Origin of the sequence: Carnobacterium jeotgali MS3, from assembly GCF_000745125.1 — a bacterium.
Taxonomy (GTDB): domain Bacteria; phylum Bacillota; class Bacilli; order Lactobacillales; family Carnobacteriaceae; genus Carnobacterium_B; species Carnobacterium_B jeotgali.
In genome coordinates this window covers 246170-267159 of the sequence record NZ_JQNF01000005.1, presented here as the reverse complement: position 1 = coordinate 267159, position 20990 = coordinate 246170, and the positions used below count along the sequence as shown (strand labels likewise).

The window sequence follows — 20990 nt, the reverse complement described above, 5'->3', positions numbered from 1 at the left end:
CCTATCCTGATTTTAAAATACAATAAAAAATGTGCATTCAAGCATAATCTCTTGAATGCACATTTTTATCTAAACTTTATTCTGCTTCTGGAAAGTGTTCTTCAACGATTGATGCACAACGAGCACAAAGTGTAGGTGCATTCGAATTAGAACCCACATCTTCTTTGATTGCACGACATCGTTCACAGGTTTCACCGTGAGCATGTTCGACAACTACTGCAACTGATTCAGAACGAATAGCATTACTTGGTGCATTTTCAATCGATTCTGCTAGTTCTAATTCTGAAACAATCAATAATTGAGCTAAATTACTATTCAATGAAACAAATAAATCTTTTGTTTGTTCTGTAGGATAGAGTGTCACTTTTGCTTCAAAAGATTTCCCAATTATTTTTTCGTTACGTGCTTCTTCAAGGGCTTTTTGAACGACATCTCGAATATCCATAAAGGCATTCCACATATCCATTAGTTCAGCTTCATTTTCATAACGATCAACAGCTGGCACATCTGCTAACTGAACAAACTCTTCTGATTCACTTAAAAATGACCAAATTTCTTCAGCTGTATGAGGAAGAATAGGTGTCAATAATTTTGTGATTTTCACTAAGACTTCATAAAAGACAGTTTGCATTGCACGACGTTCATAAGAATCTTCCGCTTCAATATAAACAACATCTTTAGCAAAATCCAAGTAAAATTGAGATAGATCAACTGTACAGAAGTTGTTAATCAACTGATAGATAGAAGAGAACTCATATTTTTCATAATGACCTTCCACTTTTTCTACTAATTGGTTTAATCGGATCATTAGATATTTATCTACCGATCTTAAATCTTCAAAGGAAACTTTATTTACTGATGGATCGTAATCATCCGTATTAGCTAATAAGAAACGCATTGTATTACGAATTTTACGATAAACTTCAGAGACTTGTTTTAAGATTTCATCACTTACACGTACGTCAGCTTGAGTATCTACACTAGAAACCCACAAACGTATGATGTCAGCTCCCATTTGTTTGATTACTTTGCTTGGTGCAATCGTATTTCCTATTGATTTACTCATCTTACGTCCATCGCCATCTAAAACCATTCCTTGAGATAGTACGGTTTTATAAGGTGCTACTCCATTGATAGCAACACTAGTTGTAATACTTGAATTGAACCAACCTCGGTATTGATCTGAACCTTCAAGATACATATCCGCTGGGAAAGTTAAGTTTTCTCTTGCTCTTAAAACAGCTTCATGTGATGAGCCAGAATCAAACCATACATCCATAATATCCGTTTCTTTTGTAAAGGTATTATTTGGACTTGAAGGATGAGTGAATCCTGCTGGCAATAAATCTTTGGCTTCACGTTCAAACCAAATATTTGAACCGTATTCTCCAAATAAAGCAGCTACATGTTCAATGGTTTCAGGTGTGATGATAGATTCGCCATTTTCACCATAAAAAATTGGTAAAGGTACTCCCCATGCGCGTTGACGTGAAATAACCCAATCTCCACGATCACGAACCATGTTATACAAACGTTGCATGCCCCATTTTTGGACCCATTCAACGCCTTCAACAGCTTCTAAAATATCTCCGCGGAACTTATCAATAGATGCGAACCATTGCGGTGTAGCACGGAAAATAACCGGTTTCTTAGTTCTCCAGTCATGTGGATAGCTATGGGTAAAGAAGTTTAACTTCAATAGAGCTTCTTCTTTTTCCAACCATTCTGTAATTACTTTATTCGCTTTATCGTAAAAAATACCTTCTAATCCTGGAGCTTCGTCTGTAAAACAACCTTTATCATCGACGGGTGATAAAACACCTAATTTGTATTTTTGACCCACAATAAAGTCATCATCCCCATGTCCTGGAGCAGTATGAACAAGTCCAGTACCAGCTTCAAGAGTAACGTGGTCTCCTAAAATCAAAAGAGACGTACGATCATACATTGGGTGTTGAGCCGTCATTAACTCTAACTCTTTCCCTTTTAATTCTTGAATCGTCTCAACTTGATTCCAACCAATTTCTTGTGCTACAGTTTCAATCAAATCTTTTGCTACAACATATTTTTTACCATCTGCTACAACAACTGAATAATCGTAATCAGGATTAACGGTAATGGCAAGGTTTGACGGAATAGTCCATGGTGTCGTTGTCCAAATAACAAAAGATGTATCTTCATCGATTAAGCCTTTTCCATCAACTACCTTAAATGCTACATAAATACTAGCTGACTTAACATCTTTGTATTCAATTTCTGCTTCTGCAAGGGCTGATTCACTAGATGGTGACCAATAAATAGGTTTCAACCCTTTATAGATATACCCTTTTTCAGCCATTTTCCCAAACACACGAATTTGTGCTTCTTCGTATTCTTTAGTAAGTGTTACATATGGATGGTCCCACTCTCCAGCTACACCTAAACGTTTAAAATCTTCTTTTTGTTTATTCACTTGTTCCCAAGCATATTCTTCACATAATTGACGAAATTCAGCAATACTCATTTCTTTGCGTTTCACGCCTTTATTCGTTAATGCTTGCTCAATAGGCAATCCATGAGTATCCCATCCAGGAACGTAAGGAGAACGGAATCCAGACATAGATTTGTAACGAACAATGATATCTTTACTAATTTTATTCAAAGCATGTCCGATATGAATATTTCCATTTGCATATGGAGGACCATCATGTAAGACGAATGTTGGTTTACCTTCATTGATTTTTTGACGTTGTCCATAAATATCTAGTTCTTCCCAGTTTTTTTGCCACTCTAGTTCACGAACTGGTAAATTTCCACGCATTGGGAAATTTGTTTTTCCTAATTGTAATGTTTCTTTCATTTTCATTAAAAATCTACCCCTTATTTATTATATTTATCTCACTCATTTAAAAATGACATGCTCATCATACAGCTGAGATTTATCAATTGCAACTATTCTTGCCAATAAAAAAAGACTCCATCCCTAGAGGGACGAAATCTTCGTGGTACCACCCAAATTTAGAGAAAAAGTAACTACTGACTTTTTCATCTCTTAAGTAATTGTATAACGCCAATTAAACGGTTAATTTTACTCTAGTTCAAATTAACACTCATGGAGGATCTTACAAATAGAAGGGACTGTTAGACTTTCACTGGGTTCTAACTCGCTTAAATTAGTATTCTATCGTTTTTCTGTTCCATTCACTGATTTACTTTTTTAAATTTATTTAGGCAACTCAATAGCTGGCAATGTTCCTTCTATTGAATCTTGTTCTTCTTCATGGTTGTGTTCTGAATTAGCATTACTAACCTCAGTCGTTTTTTCAACTACTTCAGCGTCATCTTCTTCAATTGTATGATTACTTGCTTCAACATCAGCATTCACTGCATTATCTTTACTTTGACTAACGCTTAATATTTCTTTTAATGTTGGAATATTAAGAACCTCTTCTTCAGCCGGTCTTAATAAATCATCCCATTCAGAGTTTTTGACCATCTCTAATTGTGATTCTATCATAATCTGTAAACGTTGTTTAAAGACTCTGCTTTGCTTCTTCAATTCATCTGTTTCTGTTGTAATTTTCTTAGCTTTAGCAACAGCTTCATCTAATAAACGATCCGCATGTTTTTCAGCTTCAAGCCCTATAATATTTGCTTCTTTAGCTGCATTTTCTCTTAATCGATCTGCTGCGTCTTGAGCAACAATAATTGATTTGTTTAAAGCATCTTGAAGATTGTTAAAATGTCCTACTTTTTCTTCAGAAAATTGCAATTGTTTTTCTAATTCACGCTTTTCTTTTAAAACGATTTCGTAGTCTTTAATAATTTGGTCCAAATAATCATTTACTTGATCTTGATCGTAGCCTCGCATCTTGACAGGGAACTCTTTGTTATGTATATCCAAGGGAGTCAACACCATATAAGACACCTCCAATTTTCAAATTTAACGTGCTTTACTACTAAATTATCATAAACTTACTCACATGTAAATGAGTTACTGGTTATTTGTACAAGACACCTAACTGAAGGCGCCATTTATCTTTTTTAGTTTTGCCTTCTATTTCTTGTACTTGCAATCGTCCATAACCGCGAACTGAAACAATATCTAACAAACCAATTTCAAAATCCGGTCGAGTTAATTCTACCCAATTTAATTTCACTTTGCCAGATTCAATCATTTGTTTGGCACGTTGCCTAGAAATCTTAAACACACTAGAAACGAGCGTATCCAATCGCATAGATGAAACCGTTTGGTTTTCGATTGACCAATTATCTATCGGTATTAAAATATCTGTATACGCTCTTTCTTCCATTCGAACCGCAACTTTACCAATGCTAACAACTTGTTGCTCAATATAACTTTTTGTTGAATTTTCGACAAATACTTGCCAACGCGATCCGTCTGATATGATATCTCCAAAATAATCTCTTTTTAACCCAGTTGAAAGCAATGTACCTAATACTTTTCCATGAGATAATGAAGCAAATTTTGTAGGGTACCGTATTTCACAAATAGTTACTTCGAAATCTTCTTGTTTTGGTGTGAAATAGGCGGGGCAGATGAAAGCTCTCACTCGCTCTGCCGCCTCATAGCCACCAAAAGAATGAATAGTGATGTCACTATTTTTCCCAACTATTGTTTTAACGATATGCAATTGTCGTGGGTCTAAAAAATTTGTTAAGTAAGGAGTATATTGGTCTTCTACACTTCTTATCCAACCAATAACACTATCAATAAAGGATTGCTCTTCTTTTCTAAAATGTTGATAGACATTTTCAATCATAAGAAAAACACCTCCCTTACTTAATAAATAATTCTTATAATCAACTGAAAGAGTGAAAACAAACCGCTTTTAGCTAAATTTAAAACAATCAATGCAACAATTCCCGAAAAGCTGATCATGCCAATTGGTGGAATAAATCTTCTGAAAAAATTTAGATATGGCTCACAAATCGTTGCTAATATTTGGCCGAATTTAGATTGATAAGCCCCAGGAAACCATGACATTAAGATATAAACTACAATAAGCGTGGAATAAATATCTAAGCCTTTAGAAAGTACTGTATATAGTAATGATATAAAATAAGCCACTATTTATTTTTCCTCTTTTCTTTAGTAAAACTCTTTTTCTTGCATGACATCAGATAAGACACCATCAATTTCGACATTCTTAGGTGTGCATAGGAAAATTTCTTCTCCAATTCGTTGAATATCTCCACTTATAGCGTAGATTGTACCCGTTAAGAAATCAACGATTCTTTTAGCCTGATCTTCTTCAATCCGAGTGAAATTTAAAATCACTGATTGATTACTAAGCAGTAAATCAGCAATCTCTTGAACTTCAGAGTAAACTCTAGGCTCAAATACAACAATTTTTGATTGATAAGGATTTTCAGGATTTTTCATTGAGACTACCTTATTCGTTGTTGCAGGTTCACGACGAGTGTTAAACGCTCGTTGATTTTTCAATTCACGTTTTTCATCATTTTTTTTAGCACTTAGTTGTATCTTTTCTTTAGTATCAGCTACTTGTTCTACTTCAAACTCTTCTTCATCATTTAAGCCGAAAAATTGAGTGAAATTACTTAACATTCCCATTTAAAGTCCTCCTTTTTAAATCGATTTCGTTTTACTCCTAATCGATTTTTATTCAAAAAAAGACGTTCCAATTCGAACAAAAGTTGCTCCTTCTTCGACAGCAATTGTGAAATCTTTACTCATTCCCATACTAAGTTCAGTACAAGGCGCATATGGCAGAGCTTTATCTTTAATTGATTCTTGCAATTTTCTTAAATGAACAAAAGCAGAACGAATGACCATCTCACTCGCATTCAGTGGTGCCATAGTCATTAGACCCACTATTTTTATTTTTGAGTACTGTGAAAGGCTCGTTATAAATGCATCAAGTTGCTCTGGGCTAACGCCACTTTTGGTTTCTTCCCCTGTAACGTTAACCTGAACAAAACACAAAACAACTTTATTTGCTCTTTTTTCAATCTCTTCAGCTAAAGACAAACGGTCAAGCGCATGAAAGTAATCAATATCATTGATTACTTTCTTAACTTTTCTTGCTTGTAGATTTCCAATGAAATGCCAAACTAATCTGTGATCACTTAACTCTTTTTGTTTTAATGCTAAACCTTCAGGTCGATTCTCAGCAAGATGTAGATAGCCTTCTTCAATTACTTCAACAGCTTGTTCACTAGAAACACTTTTGGTTACTGCAATTACTTGCACATCAGAACGTTTTCGACTGGATTTGGCCAATGACACATCTAATAGCTGCTCGATTTTTTGACTATTTTCTTTTACGGACATTTTTATTTACGGCGTCTTCTAAAGAATGGAGGAGTATCAAGATTTTCCTCATCCTGATGGTTATCTTGCTCTTGTTTCTCTTCACGTTTAAAGATATCAAATTCAGGTTTTTCACTTTGTTGATTCAAATCATTTGATTGAGCTTTTCTTTGGTCACGTAAACTAGGTTCACGACGAATATCCCAATCACCAAATGGATCTTTTGCTTGATCTGCTTGTGGAGCAGACGCTTCAGGGATGTTTCTTTGCGTAGCGCTATTTCTATTTCGTTCAGATGTTTGTGGTTTTACTTCTTTGGCTTTATTTATATCAATACCTGTTGCAATAACTGTAACAATAACTTCATCACCAAGGTTTTCATTGATTGAAGTCCCAAAAATAATATTAACTTCTGTAGTAGATGCAGATGAAACGATATCTGATGCATCTTGTGCTTCAAATAATGTCAAATCAGAACCACCCGTAATATTTAACAATACCGATTCTGCTCCATCAATGGATACCTCTAACAATGGAGAAGAAATAGCTTTTTTAGTTGCTTCAACTGTTCGGTTTTCACCACTAGCCATTCCAATTCCCATCAATGCTGACCCTTGATTTTCCATCACTGTTTTTACGTCAGCAAAATCTAAGTTTACATATCCAGGTGATGTAATTAAATCTGAAATTCCTTGTACACCTTGTCGTAAAACATTATCTGCCTCATGAAATGCTTCAAGCATTGGTGTTTTCTTATCAACGATTTCTAGTAAGCGATTATTAGAAATAATGACTAAAGTATCTACGTGTTCTTTCATTTGTGCTACACCTTCTGCAGCAAAACGTCCACGTTTAGGTCCTTCAAAAGTAAAGGGTCTAGTAATAACACCAACAGTTAAAGCTCCTTGTTCTTTAGCAATACGGGCTACAATAGGTGCAGCTCCAGTACCTGTTCCGCCACCCATACCGGCCGTTACGAAAATCATATCTGCTCCGCGCAAAGCTTCAGCAATCTGTTCTTCACTTTCTTCAGCTGCTTTACGTCCAATTTCTGGGTTTGCTCCTGCTCCAAGTCCACGAGTCAATTTTGGCCCTAATTGTATTTTAACTTCAGCATTTGATCCTGCTAATGCTTGCAAGTCAGTATTTACTACAATAAATTCTACACCTTGAACATTTTCATCAATCATGCGGTTAACAGCGTTATTCCCTGCTCCACCGACACCTATTACTTTAATTATTGCTCCATTAGCTGGATTTGTATCAAATTCTAAGTCCATTCCATTTCCTCCTAATACAATTTGAATGTAGCTATTTAATCAAAAAAGTTTGAGATGAAGCTTTTTGCTTTAGTGCTCCACTTATCTTCTTTATTCTTTTCTTTTTTTACGGGTTTTTCTCTTTCGAATTCTAAAGAATTTATCTCATCATTTTCTGATAAGTATTCTGATTTAGCGTTATATGAAGAAGTTTCTTTTTTTGCAATACCCAACTGGTATTCTTTAACAATTTGATGGATTTCATCCAAGTTGGCTTCATATTGGATTAACCCGATCCCAGTGGTAAATGCAGGATAACGCATACCCATCTGATTGGGTATATAAAGCTTCACTGGTATTTCAAAGATATCTTCAGCCAATTCCACTGTACCAGGTAACGCAGCAGCACCACCCGTTAAAATAACTCCACCAGGTAATTCTCTCGCTCCTACTTTATCCAATTCATTTTTGACTTTTTCAAAAATTTGAACCAATCGAGCTTCTATAATCTCTGACAAATACCGTTCATCCATTTTTACTGGCTGACTCTTGCCAATCACTTCGACCGGGAATTTTTCTTCTTGAGACGTTTCCTCAGGCAAAGCATACCCATAGTCACGTTTAATGCGTTCTGCATTTTCAATAGTCGTATTCAAAACAACCGATATATCTTTCGTTACGTAATCTCCACCTTCTTGATTTACACTTGTGTATTTCAATTGATGATCATGCATAACTGAAGCCGTTGTTTGTCCACCGCCTAAATCAACCAATATAGTACCGAAATCTCTTTCACCACTAGACATAGCTACACTGCTAGCTGCCAAAGGTTGCAAGACAATATTTTGAATTTGCAGACCGGCTTTTTCTACACAACGTTTGGTGTTATGTATAACCGTTTTGGGGCCAGTCAACATGACTGCATGCATTTCCAATCGAACGCCAATCATCCCTCTAGGATCCTTGATTCCATCAAAACCATCTACGATAAACTCTTCAGGCAATATGGTTAAAATTTCTCTTTCAGGCGGAACCGATTTTACCATAGCAGCTGCCAAAACATTTTGGACATCTTCTTCAGTAATTTCACGATTTTCTCCGGATACGGCTATCATTCCATGACAAGCTTCTATTTCTACCGAATTACTTGGAATGCCTACAATAACATTATGAATATCTACATTTGCTTTTTGTTCTGCTTGTTTAATAGCTTTATTAATTGATTGTACGGTTTTATCGATATCAACGATAATTCCACGATTTAAACCTTCTGATTTTTCATTTCCTACTCCAATAATATTCATTTGGCCATTAATGTATTCAGCTACGACTACTTTTATTGAAGTGGTTCCAATATCTAGACTTACATACATTTCAGTAGTTCCCATTCATTGAAACCTCCTATTTCATCATTATTTTATTAAAACCTATAGTAATACCAATTTTAACATAAGCGTTACCAATTTACGAAGTATTTCAGCATTTTTTTCTATTTAGACAAAACCTTTTCACCTATTCTATTTTACTGTATTTCTGCGTCTAAATCGAGTTTTACGCTATTTTCATCAGAAATTGTTTTCGGTTCTTCTTTTTTTTCATTATTGAATTCAAAAGGAGAAAAATAGGCTCCAACTTCAATATTGAATGTTCCTTTTTGATCACCAATTTTTTTTACCATATCAGGGTAATAAATCATTTTTTCAGCAAAGGACGGAATAGAAGCGACCACTTCATTTCCATCATTCATGTATAACTTAATTAGATAATCATCTATCTCACTTGGTGTGTATTCCACTTCTGAAATGCTATTTTGAATATTCTCGTTTAGCAATTTGTATTGCTCAATCATTGCCTTTAAAGCTTTATTTTCTTCAAAACTTTTAAATATTGGTGGATTTCCAATAGATACTTTTCTACTTTCATTTACAATTTTCCCATTTTCCAGAATATTGTAGTACTTGTTTTCTTCAGCTAAATAAGCAACTGTTTGATACTCTTCAATTTTTATAATGTAATCATTCAGACCATCAAAACTAATCTTCATAGATTTCACTTGCGGCAACTCAGACAAGAGATTTTTTGAGATTTCTTTTCTCTCAAAGAAAACTTTCCAAAGGTTGTCTCCCGATTTAATTTGACTAACATCAATTATTTCTTGATCTGCAACTTCTTTTGTTCCGCTAACAGAAAGCATATCAACCTTGCTTAAGGGGCTTATAAAATACACAACTACTAAAATTGCAAATGAAAATAATAAAATAAGCGCAATCAATCGTGTAATCAATTTCTTTTGACGTTGTTTCTTTAATTTTGGCATAGTATCTTCTAACGATTTTGGATTTTTATTTGATTGATTTCTTGTTTCTCGAATTTTAGCGTGCTCATCAACGACTATTTTTTTTTCTTTCTTTCTTCCTTTTTTCAAGGAAGAAAGATGCAACTTAACTTGTTTTTTAGATTCTTTTTTCATGCATCTATCCTCCTTTAATAAAGGTTATTTTCCCACGATTTCATTTATCACATCAATTAATCGATCTGAAGCAAACGGCATGCCTATCTTTTTAGCATTTTTTGCCATTTCATGACGTTTAGTTGGATTCATCATTAATTCGTCTAACGTTTGAATTAATCGTTTACCCGTTAGTTCTGGCTCTTTAATTAAAAGTGCAGCATGCTTATTCACTAAGCTTTCTGCATTTTTTGTTTGATGATCATTCGTAACATATGGACTAGGAATTAAGACACTAGGCAACCCTAAAGCAGTAAGTTCAGCTAAAGTTGTAGCACCACTTCTAGAAACAACCAACGAAACGGTTGAAAAAACTTCTGGCATATTTGGAATGTATGAAACAACCGACACATTAAACTTATCATTTGCCATTTTAGCCAATTGGCTTTTAATGGTATCAAAATGAATATCTCCCGTAGCCATTAAAACTTGATAGTTTTTAGTAACTAACTCTGGCAGAGCCTCAATAAAAGCATCATTAATTTTTTTAGCTCCTCTGCTTCCACCAAAAATTAAAACAGTTGGTTTTTCAGAATCTAAATTATAAGCTTCTAATGCGGCTTTTTTTTGAACTGTACTAACTTCTTGTGCTCTAGGATTACCAGTAAAACAGACCTTTTCAGGGTATTTTGAAAACTCCATTTTGGCTTCTTCAAAACAAACAGCAATCTTAGTCACATAGCGTGCAAGAAATTTATTTGTTACACCGGCCACGCTATTTTGTTCATGAATAATGCTAGGGATTTTTAGTTTTGATGCAGCATAGACTACTGGAGCACAGACATATCCACCAGTTCCGATAACAACATCGGGTTGAAAATCTTTAACAATTTTCTTAGCTTGTTTAATGCTATTGATAAATAGCTGAATTGTTTTTAGGGTATCAAAAGAAATTGAACGTTTAAACCCTTGGATTTTGACAGCAGCAAATGGAATATTATAATCTTTTACAATTCTGCTTTCTAGGCCTTTTTCAGTTCCGACATATAAAAACTCAGCTGTTGGATCAACTTCTTGTATACGGCGCATAAGTGCTAGTGCTGGATAAACATGTCCTCCAGTCCCACCACCGGACAATAATATTTTCATTAGTTGTTAGACCAATTGGCCTATTCCTCCTCTTCTATTGCGTCTTCAACTAGTTGCTCAACAGAATGAATAAAGGCATCTCCACGGACCTCAAAGCTTCTATACTGGTCCCAACTGGCACATGCAGGAGAGAGTAAAATGACATCTTTTGCTTCACTTAATTCGTAGGCTACCGGTACAGCTGCTTCAACATTTTGAACATCAATAATCGTTGGAATTCCAGCTTTTTCGCCTGTTTCAGCTAACTTCGTTGCCGTTTCTCCAAAAACAATTAAAGCTTTTACTTTTCCACTCATAGCTGGAATCAAGTCATCAAAATCGTTTCCGCGGTCCAATCCACCTGCTAATAAAATAACTGGTACGTCAAACCCTTTTAATGCATTCTCTGTTGCCAAAGTGTTGGTAGCTTTTGAATCATTGTAAAAACGTCTTTCTTCGAACTCTGTTACAAATTGAGTCCGGTGTTTTACGCCCGTAAATTTTTCTAATGTCGCACGAATAGCTCCGTTTTCTTGATTTAATAATTTAGCTACAGCAATAGCTGCCATTGCATTCTCAACATTATGATCACCAGGAACCAAGATTGTTTCTTTGGCCATTACAGGCTCACCTTGATAATAAATAACATCATCTTGCAGGTATACGCCATTGTCTAAGATTTCTTTTCTTGAAAAAGGAATGATTGTGGCTTTACTTTTTTCAGACAAAGCTCTTAACTCAGGCTGATCCCAGTTTAAAATTAAATAATCTTCTTCTGTTTGATTTTTGGTGATTGTCATTTTTGCTGCTACATATTCTTCTCTTGTTCCATGATAGTCTAAATGAGCAGAATAAATATTTGTAATCACAGCAATATGGGGTTTCAACTCAGTGATACCCATCAACTGAAAACTAGACAATTCCATAATGATTTCATCATCTTTAGTCGCTTTTTGAGCCACCAAGCTGGCTGGAGTTCCAATGTTCCCTGCCACATATGCTTGTCCTTTAGAACGTTCTGCATTTAATAATTCAGCAATCATTGTTGTAGTAGTTGTTTTTCCATTGGTACCCGTAATACCTATAACCATGCTCTCAGCTACTTCATAAGCTAATTCGACTTCGGTAATGACAGGTATACCTTTTTCAATCGCCTTCACAATAATAGGATTATTATACATAATTCCTGGGTTTTTCACGATCCATTCAAAATCTTCATCTAATAATTCAACAGGATGACCTCCTGTAACTACTCGTATTCCCGATTCTAACAATTCTTGAGCTTCAGGATTCTCATCAAAATTTTTGTAATCATTCACGGTCACTAATGCCCCTAAAGAATGCAATAATTTAGCAGCATTCACACCACTTAAAGCTAATCCTAAAACTAAAACTTTTTTATGTTCATAACGTTTTATGTTTTTCATCACTAAACCTCTTTTTCTCAAGATAAGGATTTTTTATAATTTAAAAAGTATTTATACTCTTACAGTTAGTCTTATAGAATAATCGCTAGACAAGCTATTGCAGCTATTAAACCAATTGCCCAAAAAGTTAAAACAACACGCCATTCGCTCCAGCCGCTCATTTCAAAATGGTGATGAATAGGGCTCATTTTAAAGACTCTTTTGCCTCTCAATTTAAAAGAAGTCACTTGAATCATAACACTGGCTGTTTCCATAACAAATACAAGACCGATCAAAAGAAGTGACCATTCTTGATGCAACAAAATTGAAATAGCTGCTAATCCGCCACCTAAAGCTAATGAGCCTACATCACCCATAAATATTTTAGCGGGTTTTTTATTGAAAAAGAAAAAGCCAATCAATCCGCCGATAACAGTTAAACAAATAATTAAAACATCCAACTGTTGTTGATTCCAAGCAATTATTGCATATGCACCATAGGCAATGCTTGCTGTTCCAGCTACTAATCCATCTAAACCATCTGTTAAGTTAACGGCATTTGAAAACCCAACTAGCCAAAAAATAATAAATAGTCCATAGAACCAGCCAATATCAACTGTTCCTAAAAACGGAAAAGCTAGTTCAGTCGGCAGTCCATCATAATTGTAAGCAATAAAAAAGAGTACTCCACCGAGTATTTGACCGATTAATTTTTGTTTAGACGTTAACCCTAGATTTCTCTTTTTAAACACTTTAATAAAGTCATCTAAAAAACCAAGTAACCCATACAAGATTAAGATGAATAAGGATAATAAAATGCCTAACGAAAGGACATTCTGCCATATAGCAACCCAGATAGTTGATATAATAGCGGCTACTAGAAAAACGATTCCTCCCATTGTTGGAGTTCCTGTTTTTACTTCATGCCATTTGGGGCCTTCATCTCTAGTCGTTTGACCTAATTGTTTTGTTCTGAAAAATCCAATCACGATTGGCATAGCCATAATAGTTAAGGCAAATCCGCTCACAATTGCAATTACCATTTCTGTCCACTGCATTGTTTTTCGCTCCTATTTATTATTCTTTTTTAAATCTATTGCTCTTTTAGCTTCTTCAACATCATCGAAATGAATTTTTTCAGTACCAATGATTTGATAATCTTCGTGACCTTTTCCGGCTATTAACACAATATCATTTGTGTTTGCTTGTTCGATTGCTGCTTGAATAGCTTCTCTTCTATCGGGAATCAATTGATAGGTCCCTTCTTCTAATCCATCGACCACTTCATGTAAGATTGCAATAGGATCTTCAGTCCTTGGGTTATCCGAGGTAAAAATGACTGTATCCGAGTTTTGTTGTGCAATTTCAGCCATGATTGGGCGCTTAGTGCGGTCGCGATCTCCACCACAACCAACAACACAAAAGACAGTACCTGTTTTAATTTCATTTACTGCGTTTAAAACATTCAATAATCCATCTGGAGTGTGAGCATAATCAACAATTACGGCAAAGTCATGATCACCTTTAACTATTTCAAAACGGCCTCTTACACCACTTATTTTTTCGATAGACTGAATAACAGAAGTCAGATCAAGTCCGGCAGCATAGGCTCCTGCTATTGCAGCTAGAGCATTTGATACATTGAACTTGCCAACTAATTGCAATTGTACTTCATATACTCGATTTTCAAAATTTAAATTAAACCGTGTTCCTCTATTTGTGATACTCAGATCAGTTGCTTTAAAATCTGCTGGTTGATCGATCCCATATGAGAATACACGAGCAGCTGTTTTTTCTTCAAAACTTCTACCCACTGGATCATCAAAATTTAAAATAGCAAATTTTGGTTTGCCTTGTTGATACCCATTTCCTAATTGTGAGAACAATAAACTTTTTGCTTCAGCATATTTTTCCATAGTATGATGATACTCTAGGTGATCTTGGCTTAAATTAGTAAAAATCGCAATATCAAAATCCGTTCCCCATACTCTACCCTGAACCAGCGAGTGAGAAGAAACCTCCATAGAACAAGTAGCTACACCGCTATCTTGCATTTCACGTAATGTCTTTTGTAAAGTGATGCTATCTGGTGTTGTGTTTTTTGTTTCGTATACTTTTGAACCAATACGACGGTACATCGTTCCAATGACGCCTGTTTTTTCTTTGTGGTCATGGAATATATAATCCAAAAGATGCGTAACGGTGGTTTTTCCGTTTGTTCCTGTAACCCCTATTACTCGCAAATCTTGACTTGGGTGATGATAAAAAGTTGCGGCTAAAATTGCCATAGCCTTCATCGTGTCATTTACATAAATAACAGGAACAGCTACTTCAATTGGTTCACTTGCCACTACTAAAGTTGCTCCTTTTTGAACAGCTTCTTTTGCAAGTTCATGCCCATCCTGAACAGAACCAATAATACAAACAAAAAGTGAACCAGGTTCAACTTCTCTCGTATCTTGGGTTACTTTAGTTATTTCTAAATTTTCGGAAAAATCCTTTGAAAAATTTGTTGTTTTTAATGGTTTAATCAATTCAATTGCTTTCACTATATTCACCTTTTCTATCCTTGTGGAGTTTCTAATTCTATCGTAATTTTATTCGTTCCTTGCATATTCGCATTAGGTTCCAAGCTTTGGCTTACTACGTACCCTTCACCTTTAAATGTAAATTCTAAGCCGGTTATTTCAGAAACCTTTAAAACATCATTTTTAGACCAACCCATCATATCTGGCATCGTCATTGCTCCATTTGTCATTAAAACAACACGTTGATTCTCAATAGTTGTTTCCTCTGGTAATGGCAATTGCTGTACTATTGTATCACCATTTCCTACAACGGTCACATTTAACTGAGTATCTTCTAATGATTTTAAGGCTTCTTCTTTCGCTATTCCAGTAACTTTCGGCATTTTCACATTATTTGTTTCAGCATCTTCTTCTTCTCCCAAAGATAAATATTCTAATGCCCGTTTCATAATAGGATGATAAATCTCCTTAACTACTCCGCTTCCCGCTATACTTCCATCCTTGATTTCTGGTTGTTGTACCGTAATGTAAAGAAGTACTTTTGGATCATCTGCCGGTGCCATTGCTGCCACTGAGTAAATATAATCGGTTCCACCACTATAATACTTTTTAGTTTTAGGATTGACGAGCTCTGCAGTACCCGTTTTTGCTGCTATTTCATAACCATCAATTTGATAATCTACCCCAGTACCTTTTTCGTTATATACAACCTCTTTTAAATAAGACAATGTTTGATTTGCTACTTCTTTAGTAATCGGATTACCAACAACTTCAGGCTCAACGATTGTTTCTTTTCCTGTGTCAGAATCAACAAATTTACTTATATATTGTGGCTTCATCATTTGACCCTCATTTGCTACAGCAGTAAAAGCTTGTAGCATTTGGAACGCCGTTACTGTTAAACCTTGACCAAAGGCCGTATTAGCTTGTTCTAAAGGATAATCAAAAGCTACTGAACCTTTTGCCTCGTTAGCTAGACCAGAATTGGTTGTTTGACCCAAACCAAAAGCATTCATATATTCTTTCCAAGCATCGGGACCCATTTTTTCCATTAAGTTAGCAAATGCCACATTACTAGAACGCGCTAAACCTTCTAGATAAGATATCGTACCCCATCCTGCTGGATTATGATCATGTATCGGTATACCAGAAATCATTTTAACCCCAGATTGAAAATAAGCATTTGGATCAAAAACTCCTTCACTAATCGCTGCTGCTAAAGTTAAAATCTTCATTGTTGATCCTGGCTCATAAGTATTCTCTACTAATAAATTTTGCCATAATTGATCAATACCATCTTTAGTGGTTCCGTTAAAAGTTGGTCTTTGTGAAGTAGCAATAATAGCTCCTGTTTCTGGATTCATTAAAGTTGCGGTTACCATAGCTGAATTGTATTTTTCATCTATTTCACTCATAACATTTTCCATATAAACTTGCATTCGTTTATCTATCGTAAGGTAAATGTCATCGCCATTTTCCGGCTCAGTTGTTTCTACTTTAGAATTAGGAATCACATATCCAAAACTATCTTTTTGGTAAATAGTTTTGCCATCTGTTCCTTTTAGGATATCATCATAGGCCAATTCAATTCCCATCATTCCTGTTAAATCTGTGCTTGATTTCGCTTTTGTTGCCGTATCATCTTCTGCTCCAGAAGGCAATGCTGCATAGCCTATTAAATGTGAAGCAAAAATTCCATTTGGGTAAAGTCTCGTTGGGGTTTCTTCAAAGACTAGACCGGGTAAATTTTCTTCTTCGATACTTTTTTTCGTATCAAATGATAAATTCTTTCCGGCTTCACCAAACTCGACTTGAGAAAGACCCTTTTGATTTAATGTAGTAAGAATATCTTCTTTGCTCATTGAAATATGTTTTTCTAATATTTCAGCCGTTTTTTTCTTGTCAATTACATGTTGCGGTTCGTCAGGATTAGACCATTCGTCTGTTAAAACAGCTACTAAAGAATAAGAAGTAGCGTCCATAGCAACCGATTCCCCCCCAACATCATATATGGTTCCTCGGTTTGCTTCTAGGATGCTACTTCTTGTGTATAAATTGTCTAGGTTTTGGGATAAATCTTCTCCGTTTACTTCACCTTTTACCATTATAAATGCAATTCGTCCCGCAAAAACGACAAGCAAAAGAATCGTGCCAAAAAATAAAAGTATGGCAACCTTTTTTCTGTTTTTTAGAGGATTTTTATTGGTCATTTTATAACATTCCTTACATTTTCTTCCTTCATCTCTAGGCCGAATTTATTTGCTATTTCATATACACGATCATATCGAGATAATTCTTGCACTTCCTGTTTCAAATTATCATTGACAGTCGTGGTCTCAGCTATAGATGTAGTTGCATCTTGCAATGTGCGATTTGTACTAGCAATCGTTATTTCTAAAGAAATGCTAACAGCAATTAAAGTAAACAGAATCATTAGGACAGCACTTATAAGCATTTTTTCTCCTTTTGTAATCCCTATTCTTTTGGTTAAAGGAGTATGTATTATTTCCTTTTTAGGAGTAGGAGCTGTCTGGGGCTGAAAGGGTACTTCGACTTCAAGATTTCTAGCTAAATTACTTTCTAATGGCATATCCAATACTTCCTTTCTGTTTTCTAATGTTTACACTAGTTTATTTTGTTTTTCAGCAATTCGTAACTTAGCACTTCTTGACCGATTATTTACTTCTAACTCTTGTTCTGAAGGCAAAATTGGTTTTCTCGTAATTAATTTTAATTCAGGTAAAAATCCGTCTGGAACAACTGGCAATCCACGTGGCAATTCAGGACCTTTGGAGTGATCTTTAAAAATTGATTTAACGATTCGATCCTCTAAGGAATGAAACGATATCACACTGATACGTCCACCTATTGCCAATAACTCAATCGCTTGTTCCAAGGAATCTTCAACGGAAGACAACTCATCATTAACCGCGATTCGCACTGCTTGGAAAACACGTTTAGCTGGATGTCCGCCTTTTCTTCTAGCCGGTGCAGGTATTCCTGCTTTGATTAATTCAACCAACTCACTGGTTGTTTCGATTAGTTTTATTTCTCTAGCTGCCTCAATTTTACGAGCAATTTGTTTTGAAAATTTTTCTTCTCCATAACGGTAAAAAATTCTGATCAAATCATGGTAAGACCATTCATTGATTACTTCTTTAGCCGTAAGTGGAGCATCGGTATCCATTCGCATATCTAATGGAGCGTCTTGGTGATAACTAAATCCACGTTCTGCTTCATCTAATTGAGGGGAAGAGACACCTAAATCATATAAAATTCCATCAACTTCTTTTATTCCCAAATTGGCTAATTCATCTTTTATGTAACGAAAATTCGCTTTAATAAAAGTAACCATACCTTTTTCTACATATTCAGCTAACCGAATTTTTGCGTTTTCAAGTGCACGATCATCTTGATCAAAGGCATAAAGATGCCCCTTTTCATTCAATTGTGATAATAAATATTCACTATGACCGGCCCCACCTAAAGTACAATCAACGTATATGCCTTCTGGGGATAACGACAGCCCATCAACGGTTTCGCGTAATAAGACTGTTTCATGATTAAATGCTGTCATTTTTTTCGCCTACCTAACTCACTATTTTTTCTTAGTATTTTTCTTTTTTAATAATTGAATGATTGTTTATTAGAATCCAAAATCAATCATGTCTTCAGCAATACTGTCAAACATTTCTTCAGCATCATTGGAAACTTGATTCCACCTTGTCTCACTCCAAATTTCAATCCGTTCAGAGACACCAATAACATGACACGCTTTTTCTAATTGTGCGTATTCTCTTAAAGTTTGTGGAATATTGATTCTTCCTTGTTTATCTAATTCGCATTCAATAGCTGCTGAGTAAAAGAACCTTGTAAAAGCACGAGCTTCTTTTTTTGCTAAAGGAAGTTGTTTTAACTTTTCTTCAAGAGCAGACCATGATTCTTGTGGGTACCCAAACAAACATCCATCTAATCCACGAGTTAGAATAAATTTCTCGCCTAAATCAGATCGAAACTTTGATGGCATAATTAAACGACCTTTTGCATCAATGTTGTGCTTGTGTTCACCCATTAACATAGCTGTCTCACCTCAGACTCCATTTAGATGTTTTCAGTCTACCACAATGCCCCACTTTCCTCCACAATTATTCAAAAAAAGACATAATTCTTTTAATTAATGTAATATTTGTTATTTTCACAAGCCTATCACTTCTTTTTTATGTTTTTTTAAAGGTGGTGAATTCACCCATTTTTTATTCAAATATAAAAAAAAGAAGGGATAAAAGGACTAATTGTCCCTGTATCACTTCTCTTTTGGCTCTATACTTTTCAGCGTGGGCCATTGAATTTAGTTATTGCATAACATTTTGGAGGAATGGGATTGCTTGTAGCCCTTTAAAGTATTCAATGCGAATGACACCACTTCAACGCTTTTACAATTAAGCGGTGTTGGAGGCATCCATTATTTGACGAAGAGTCTCTTTTTTTAAACGGTTATCATATTAGCTACGACTAAACCGTAATACACTACAATTGCGCTGATAAAAACGAATCGCCAATATGTCTTAAAAAAACTTTTATACAAAATTTCACCTTTTTTTACCGCTATACTCAAGAGAATGATAATTCCTAGACTAAAAATAAAAATCAAAAAATACGGAAGCAAAGAAAAATCATATGTTAATTCACTCAGAATATGAATTCCTACTATTAAAAAAGGAACTAACAAATCTGGTAATTTAATAGCCGAATTTTGTTTTTTAAAATGCCGCTGTATTGCCTTACTAAACAATAGCAGCAAAATAATGGGCAAACAATATAAAATTATTTTGCCTATTAGTAAAGAAACGCCAGAATCCACTTTTATCCCACCTTTTTAAAATATATCCGTTTAACCAATTCTCTATTAACTGGCTTGTAGCATACTACAAATCATCTCTTTTTAAATTTAACGTAGTTTTTCTTTTTTGTATACTCTAAATCACTTATTTGCAGTAAATCAAAAAAAAAAGCCCTTATTGAGCCATGGTCTCAATAAGGGTTTTCAAATCATCTCATGATGAATTGTGCAAAGAATTAAGCTTCTTTGCTGATTACTTCTTTACCATCGTAATGTCCACATGATGCACAAACGTGATGGCTTTTTTTCAATTCGCCACAGTTAGGGCATGCGTTCATACCTGGAACTTCTAATTTAAAATGCGTACGACGTCTGTTTTTCTTAGCTTTTGATGTTCTTCTTGCTGGTACTGCCATTCCTTACACCTCCTTAAAAATTGCTTCTATGCACAGATTCGCGCTACTAGAAGCGTATAATACATACTTATTTTTGGTCGTCTGATTCATCTTTAAACAAATCTTTCAAACCAGCAAAACGTGGATCTACAGTTTCTGATTTCTGTGTTTCTAAATCTGAAATGTATTCATCTTCAGAAACGACCAGCCAATCATTTCCACTAGGCATTTCTTGTCCTTCTATCTCTTCTTGCGTAAAAACTTGCAAAGGGAGATTTAACAAAACTTCATCTACTATAGGTTCAGCAAGATCAATTATATCTTTATCTAAAAGAATAACTGTTTCTTCCTCATTATCTATCTTAGATCCAGGTGTAACAGAAGGCGGAATATAAATTTCATCTATTCCAATTGACATAGGGAATAAAACTGGTTTTAGTGATCTTGCAGAGGGTAGTGTCACAGTTAATGAAACAACCATATGAAGCAAGATTTCTTTTTCATGAACAATGAGTGTTCCTTCTAAATCAATTGGAGAAACATCCATTAATTCTTTTTCTCGATTCATCAACGTTTTTTTTAAGTCAACAGTTTCCGAGAAAACTAACGGCTCATTGCGGTATTTTTGCAATTCGTTTAATGACCATTTCATTTCACATCACTCCTAAAGCAACAAAGATTATTATACTAGTGAATGAACCCTTTGTC

General features: G+C 35.1%; 20 protein-coding genes. All 20 read right to left on the bottom strand.

What is annotated here, in order from left to right; all coding sequences use genetic code 11:
* Positions 1-76: 76 nt before the first annotated feature.
* On the bottom strand, positions 77-2845 hold the full coding sequence (gene ileS, locus BP18_RS03780) for an isoleucine--tRNA ligase (RefSeq protein WP_035050347.1): 2769 nt from the start codon (positions 2843-2845) through the stop codon (positions 77-79).
* Between the two features lie 357 nt (positions 2846-3202).
* Positions 3203-3898, bottom strand: coding sequence for a DivIVA domain-containing protein (locus tag BP18_RS03775; RefSeq protein ID WP_007723023.1), 696 nt, complete (start codon positions 3896-3898; stop codon positions 3203-3205).
* Positions 3899-3980: 82 nt separating this feature from the next.
* The gene (locus BP18_RS03770; protein ID WP_007723026.1) at positions 3981-4763 is read right to left on the bottom strand and encodes a YlmH family RNA-binding protein; all 783 of its coding nucleotides are present in this window, start codon (positions 4761-4763) and stop codon (positions 3981-3983) included.
* Positions 4764-4783: 20 nt separating this feature from the next.
* Entirely contained in the window at positions 4784-5071 is a 288-nt protein-coding gene (locus BP18_RS03765; protein WP_007723029.1) for a YggT family protein, read from the bottom strand.
* 21 nt (positions 5072-5092) lie between these two features.
* Positions 5093-5578: a cell division protein SepF gene (locus BP18_RS03760; RefSeq protein WP_007723031.1), complete on the bottom strand. Its 486-nt coding sequence runs from the start codon at positions 5576-5578 to the stop codon at positions 5093-5095.
* Between the two features lie 48 nt (positions 5579-5626).
* Complete coding sequence (locus tag BP18_RS03755; protein ID WP_029276129.1) at positions 5627-6298, bottom strand: YggS family pyridoxal phosphate-dependent enzyme; 672 nt, start codon at positions 6296-6298, stop codon at positions 5627-5629.
* Between the two features lie 2 nt (positions 6299-6300).
* The gene (gene ftsZ / locus BP18_RS03750; RefSeq protein WP_007723036.1) at positions 6301-7557 is read right to left on the bottom strand and encodes a cell division protein FtsZ; all 1257 of its coding nucleotides are present in this window, start codon (positions 7555-7557) and stop codon (positions 6301-6303) included.
* Between the two features lie 35 nt (positions 7558-7592).
* A complete protein-coding gene (ftsA, locus tag BP18_RS03745; RefSeq protein ID WP_007723038.1) occupies positions 7593-8924 on the bottom strand; it encodes a cell division protein FtsA in 1332 nt (443 codons plus the stop codon).
* A 134-nt stretch (positions 8925-9058) separates the two neighbouring features.
* Entirely contained in the window at positions 9059-10006 is a 948-nt protein-coding gene (locus BP18_RS03740; protein ID WP_007723039.1) for a cell division protein FtsQ/DivIB, read from the bottom strand.
* Between the two features lie 24 nt (positions 10007-10030).
* Positions 10031-11134, bottom strand: coding sequence for an undecaprenyldiphospho-muramoylpentapeptide beta-N-acetylglucosaminyltransferase (gene murG / locus BP18_RS03735; protein ID WP_007723040.1), 1104 nt, complete (start codon positions 11132-11134; stop codon positions 10031-10033).
* A gap of 20 nt (positions 11135-11154) precedes the next feature.
* The gene (murD, locus tag BP18_RS03730; RefSeq protein ID WP_007723042.1) at positions 11155-12540 is read right to left on the bottom strand and encodes a UDP-N-acetylmuramoyl-L-alanine--D-glutamate ligase; all 1386 of its coding nucleotides are present in this window, start codon (positions 12538-12540) and stop codon (positions 11155-11157) included.
* Between the two features lie 71 nt (positions 12541-12611).
* Positions 12612-13577, bottom strand: coding sequence for a phospho-N-acetylmuramoyl-pentapeptide-transferase (mraY, locus tag BP18_RS03725; RefSeq protein ID WP_029276126.1), 966 nt, complete (start codon positions 13575-13577; stop codon positions 12612-12614).
* 12 nt (positions 13578-13589) lie between these two features.
* A complete protein-coding gene (locus tag BP18_RS03720) occupies positions 13590-15068 on the bottom strand; it encodes a UDP-N-acetylmuramoyl-L-alanyl-D-glutamate--2,6-diaminopimelate ligase (protein ID WP_007723049.1) in 1479 nt (492 codons plus the stop codon).
* Positions 15069-15082: 14 nt separating this feature from the next.
* On the bottom strand, positions 15083-17257 hold the full coding sequence (locus BP18_RS03715; protein ID WP_029276124.1) for a penicillin-binding transpeptidase domain-containing protein: 2175 nt from the start codon (positions 17255-17257) through the stop codon (positions 15083-15085).
* Complete coding sequence (gene ftsL / locus BP18_RS03710; protein WP_007723054.1) at positions 17254-17637, bottom strand: cell division protein FtsL; 384 nt, start codon at positions 17635-17637, stop codon at positions 17254-17256. The genes BP18_RS03715 and ftsL overlap by 4 nt, the downstream gene beginning before the upstream one ends.
* Before the next feature lie 30 nt (positions 17638-17667).
* The gene (rsmH, locus tag BP18_RS03705; RefSeq protein WP_007723056.1) at positions 17668-18624 is read right to left on the bottom strand and encodes a 16S rRNA (cytosine(1402)-N(4))-methyltransferase RsmH; all 957 of its coding nucleotides are present in this window, start codon (positions 18622-18624) and stop codon (positions 17668-17670) included.
* Positions 18625-18693: 69 nt separating this feature from the next.
* Positions 18694-19125 carry a division/cell wall cluster transcriptional repressor MraZ gene (gene mraZ / locus BP18_RS03700; RefSeq protein ID WP_007723059.1) on the bottom strand — a complete coding sequence of 144 codons (432 nt, stop codon included), beginning with the start codon at positions 19123-19125 and terminating at the stop codon, positions 18694-18696.
* Positions 19126-19533: 408 nt separating this feature from the next.
* Positions 19534-19908, bottom strand: coding sequence for a DUF3397 domain-containing protein (locus tag BP18_RS03695; RefSeq protein WP_007723070.1), 375 nt, complete (start codon positions 19906-19908; stop codon positions 19534-19536).
* 215 nt (positions 19909-20123) lie between these two features.
* Positions 20124-20303 carry a 50S ribosomal protein L32 gene (gene rpmF / locus BP18_RS03690; protein WP_007723076.1) on the bottom strand — a complete coding sequence of 60 codons (180 nt, stop codon included), beginning with the start codon at positions 20301-20303 and terminating at the stop codon, positions 20124-20126.
* Positions 20304-20370: 67 nt separating this feature from the next.
* Positions 20371-20934, bottom strand: a complete 564-nt coding sequence (locus tag BP18_RS03685; RefSeq protein ID WP_007723078.1) for a YceD family protein — start codon at positions 20932-20934, stop codon at positions 20371-20373.
* Between the last annotated feature and the right edge of the window lie 56 nt (positions 20935-20990).

Excerpts from the sequence above, each read along its gene's own strand:
- ileS (WP_035050347.1), bottom strand. The coding sequence starts at position 2,845 with ATGAAAATGAAAGAAACATTACAATTAGGAAAAACAAATTTCCCAATG.
- BP18_RS03775 (WP_007723023.1), bottom strand. The coding sequence starts at position 3,898 with ATGGTGTTGACTCCCTTGGATATACATAACAAAGAGTTCCCTGTCAAG.
- BP18_RS03770 (WP_007723026.1), bottom strand. The coding sequence starts at position 4,763 with ATGATTGAAAATGTCTATCAACATTTTAGAAAAGAAGAGCAATCCTTT.
- BP18_RS03760 (WP_007723031.1), bottom strand. The coding sequence starts at position 5,578 with ATGGGAATGTTAAGTAATTTCACTCAATTTTTCGGCTTAAATGATGAA.
- BP18_RS03755 (WP_029276129.1), bottom strand. The coding sequence starts at position 6,298 with ATGTCCGTAAAAGAAAATAGTCAAAAAATCGAGCAGCTATTAGATGTG.
- ftsZ (WP_007723036.1), bottom strand. The coding sequence starts at position 7,557 with ATGGACTTAGAATTTGATACAAATCCAGCTAATGGAGCAATAATTAAA.
- ftsA (WP_007723038.1), bottom strand. The coding sequence starts at position 8,924 with ATGGGAACTACTGAAATGTATGTAAGTCTAGATATTGGAACCACTTCA.
- BP18_RS03740 (WP_007723039.1), bottom strand. The coding sequence starts at position 10,006 with ATGAAAAAAGAATCTAAAAAACAAGTTAAGTTGCATCTTTCTTCCTTG.
- murG (WP_007723040.1), bottom strand. The coding sequence starts at position 11,134 with ATGAAAATATTATTGTCCGGTGGTGGGACTGGAGGACATGTTTATCCA.
- murD (WP_007723042.1), bottom strand. The coding sequence starts at position 12,540 with ATGAAAAACATAAAACGTTATGAACATAAAAAAGTTTTAGTTTTAGGA.
- mraY (WP_029276126.1), bottom strand. The coding sequence starts at position 13,577 with ATGCAGTGGACAGAAATGGTAATTGCAATTGTGAGCGGATTTGCCTTA.
- BP18_RS03715 (WP_029276124.1), bottom strand. The coding sequence starts at position 17,257 with ATGACCAATAAAAATCCTCTAAAAAACAGAAAAAAGGTTGCCATACTT.
- ftsL (WP_007723054.1), bottom strand. The coding sequence starts at position 17,637 with ATGCCATTAGAAAGTAATTTAGCTAGAAATCTTGAAGTCGAAGTACCC.
- rsmH (WP_007723056.1), bottom strand. The coding sequence starts at position 18,624 with ATGACAGCATTTAATCATGAAACAGTCTTATTACGCGAAACCGTTGAT.
- mraZ (WP_007723059.1), bottom strand. The coding sequence starts at position 19,125 with ATGTTAATGGGTGAACACAAGCACAACATTGATGCAAAAGGTCGTTTA.
- rpmF (WP_007723076.1), bottom strand. The coding sequence starts at position 20,303 with ATGGCAGTACCAGCAAGAAGAACATCAAAAGCTAAGAAAAACAGACGT.
- BP18_RS03685 (WP_007723078.1), bottom strand. The coding sequence starts at position 20,934 with ATGAAATGGTCATTAAACGAATTGCAAAAATACCGCAATGAGCCGTTA.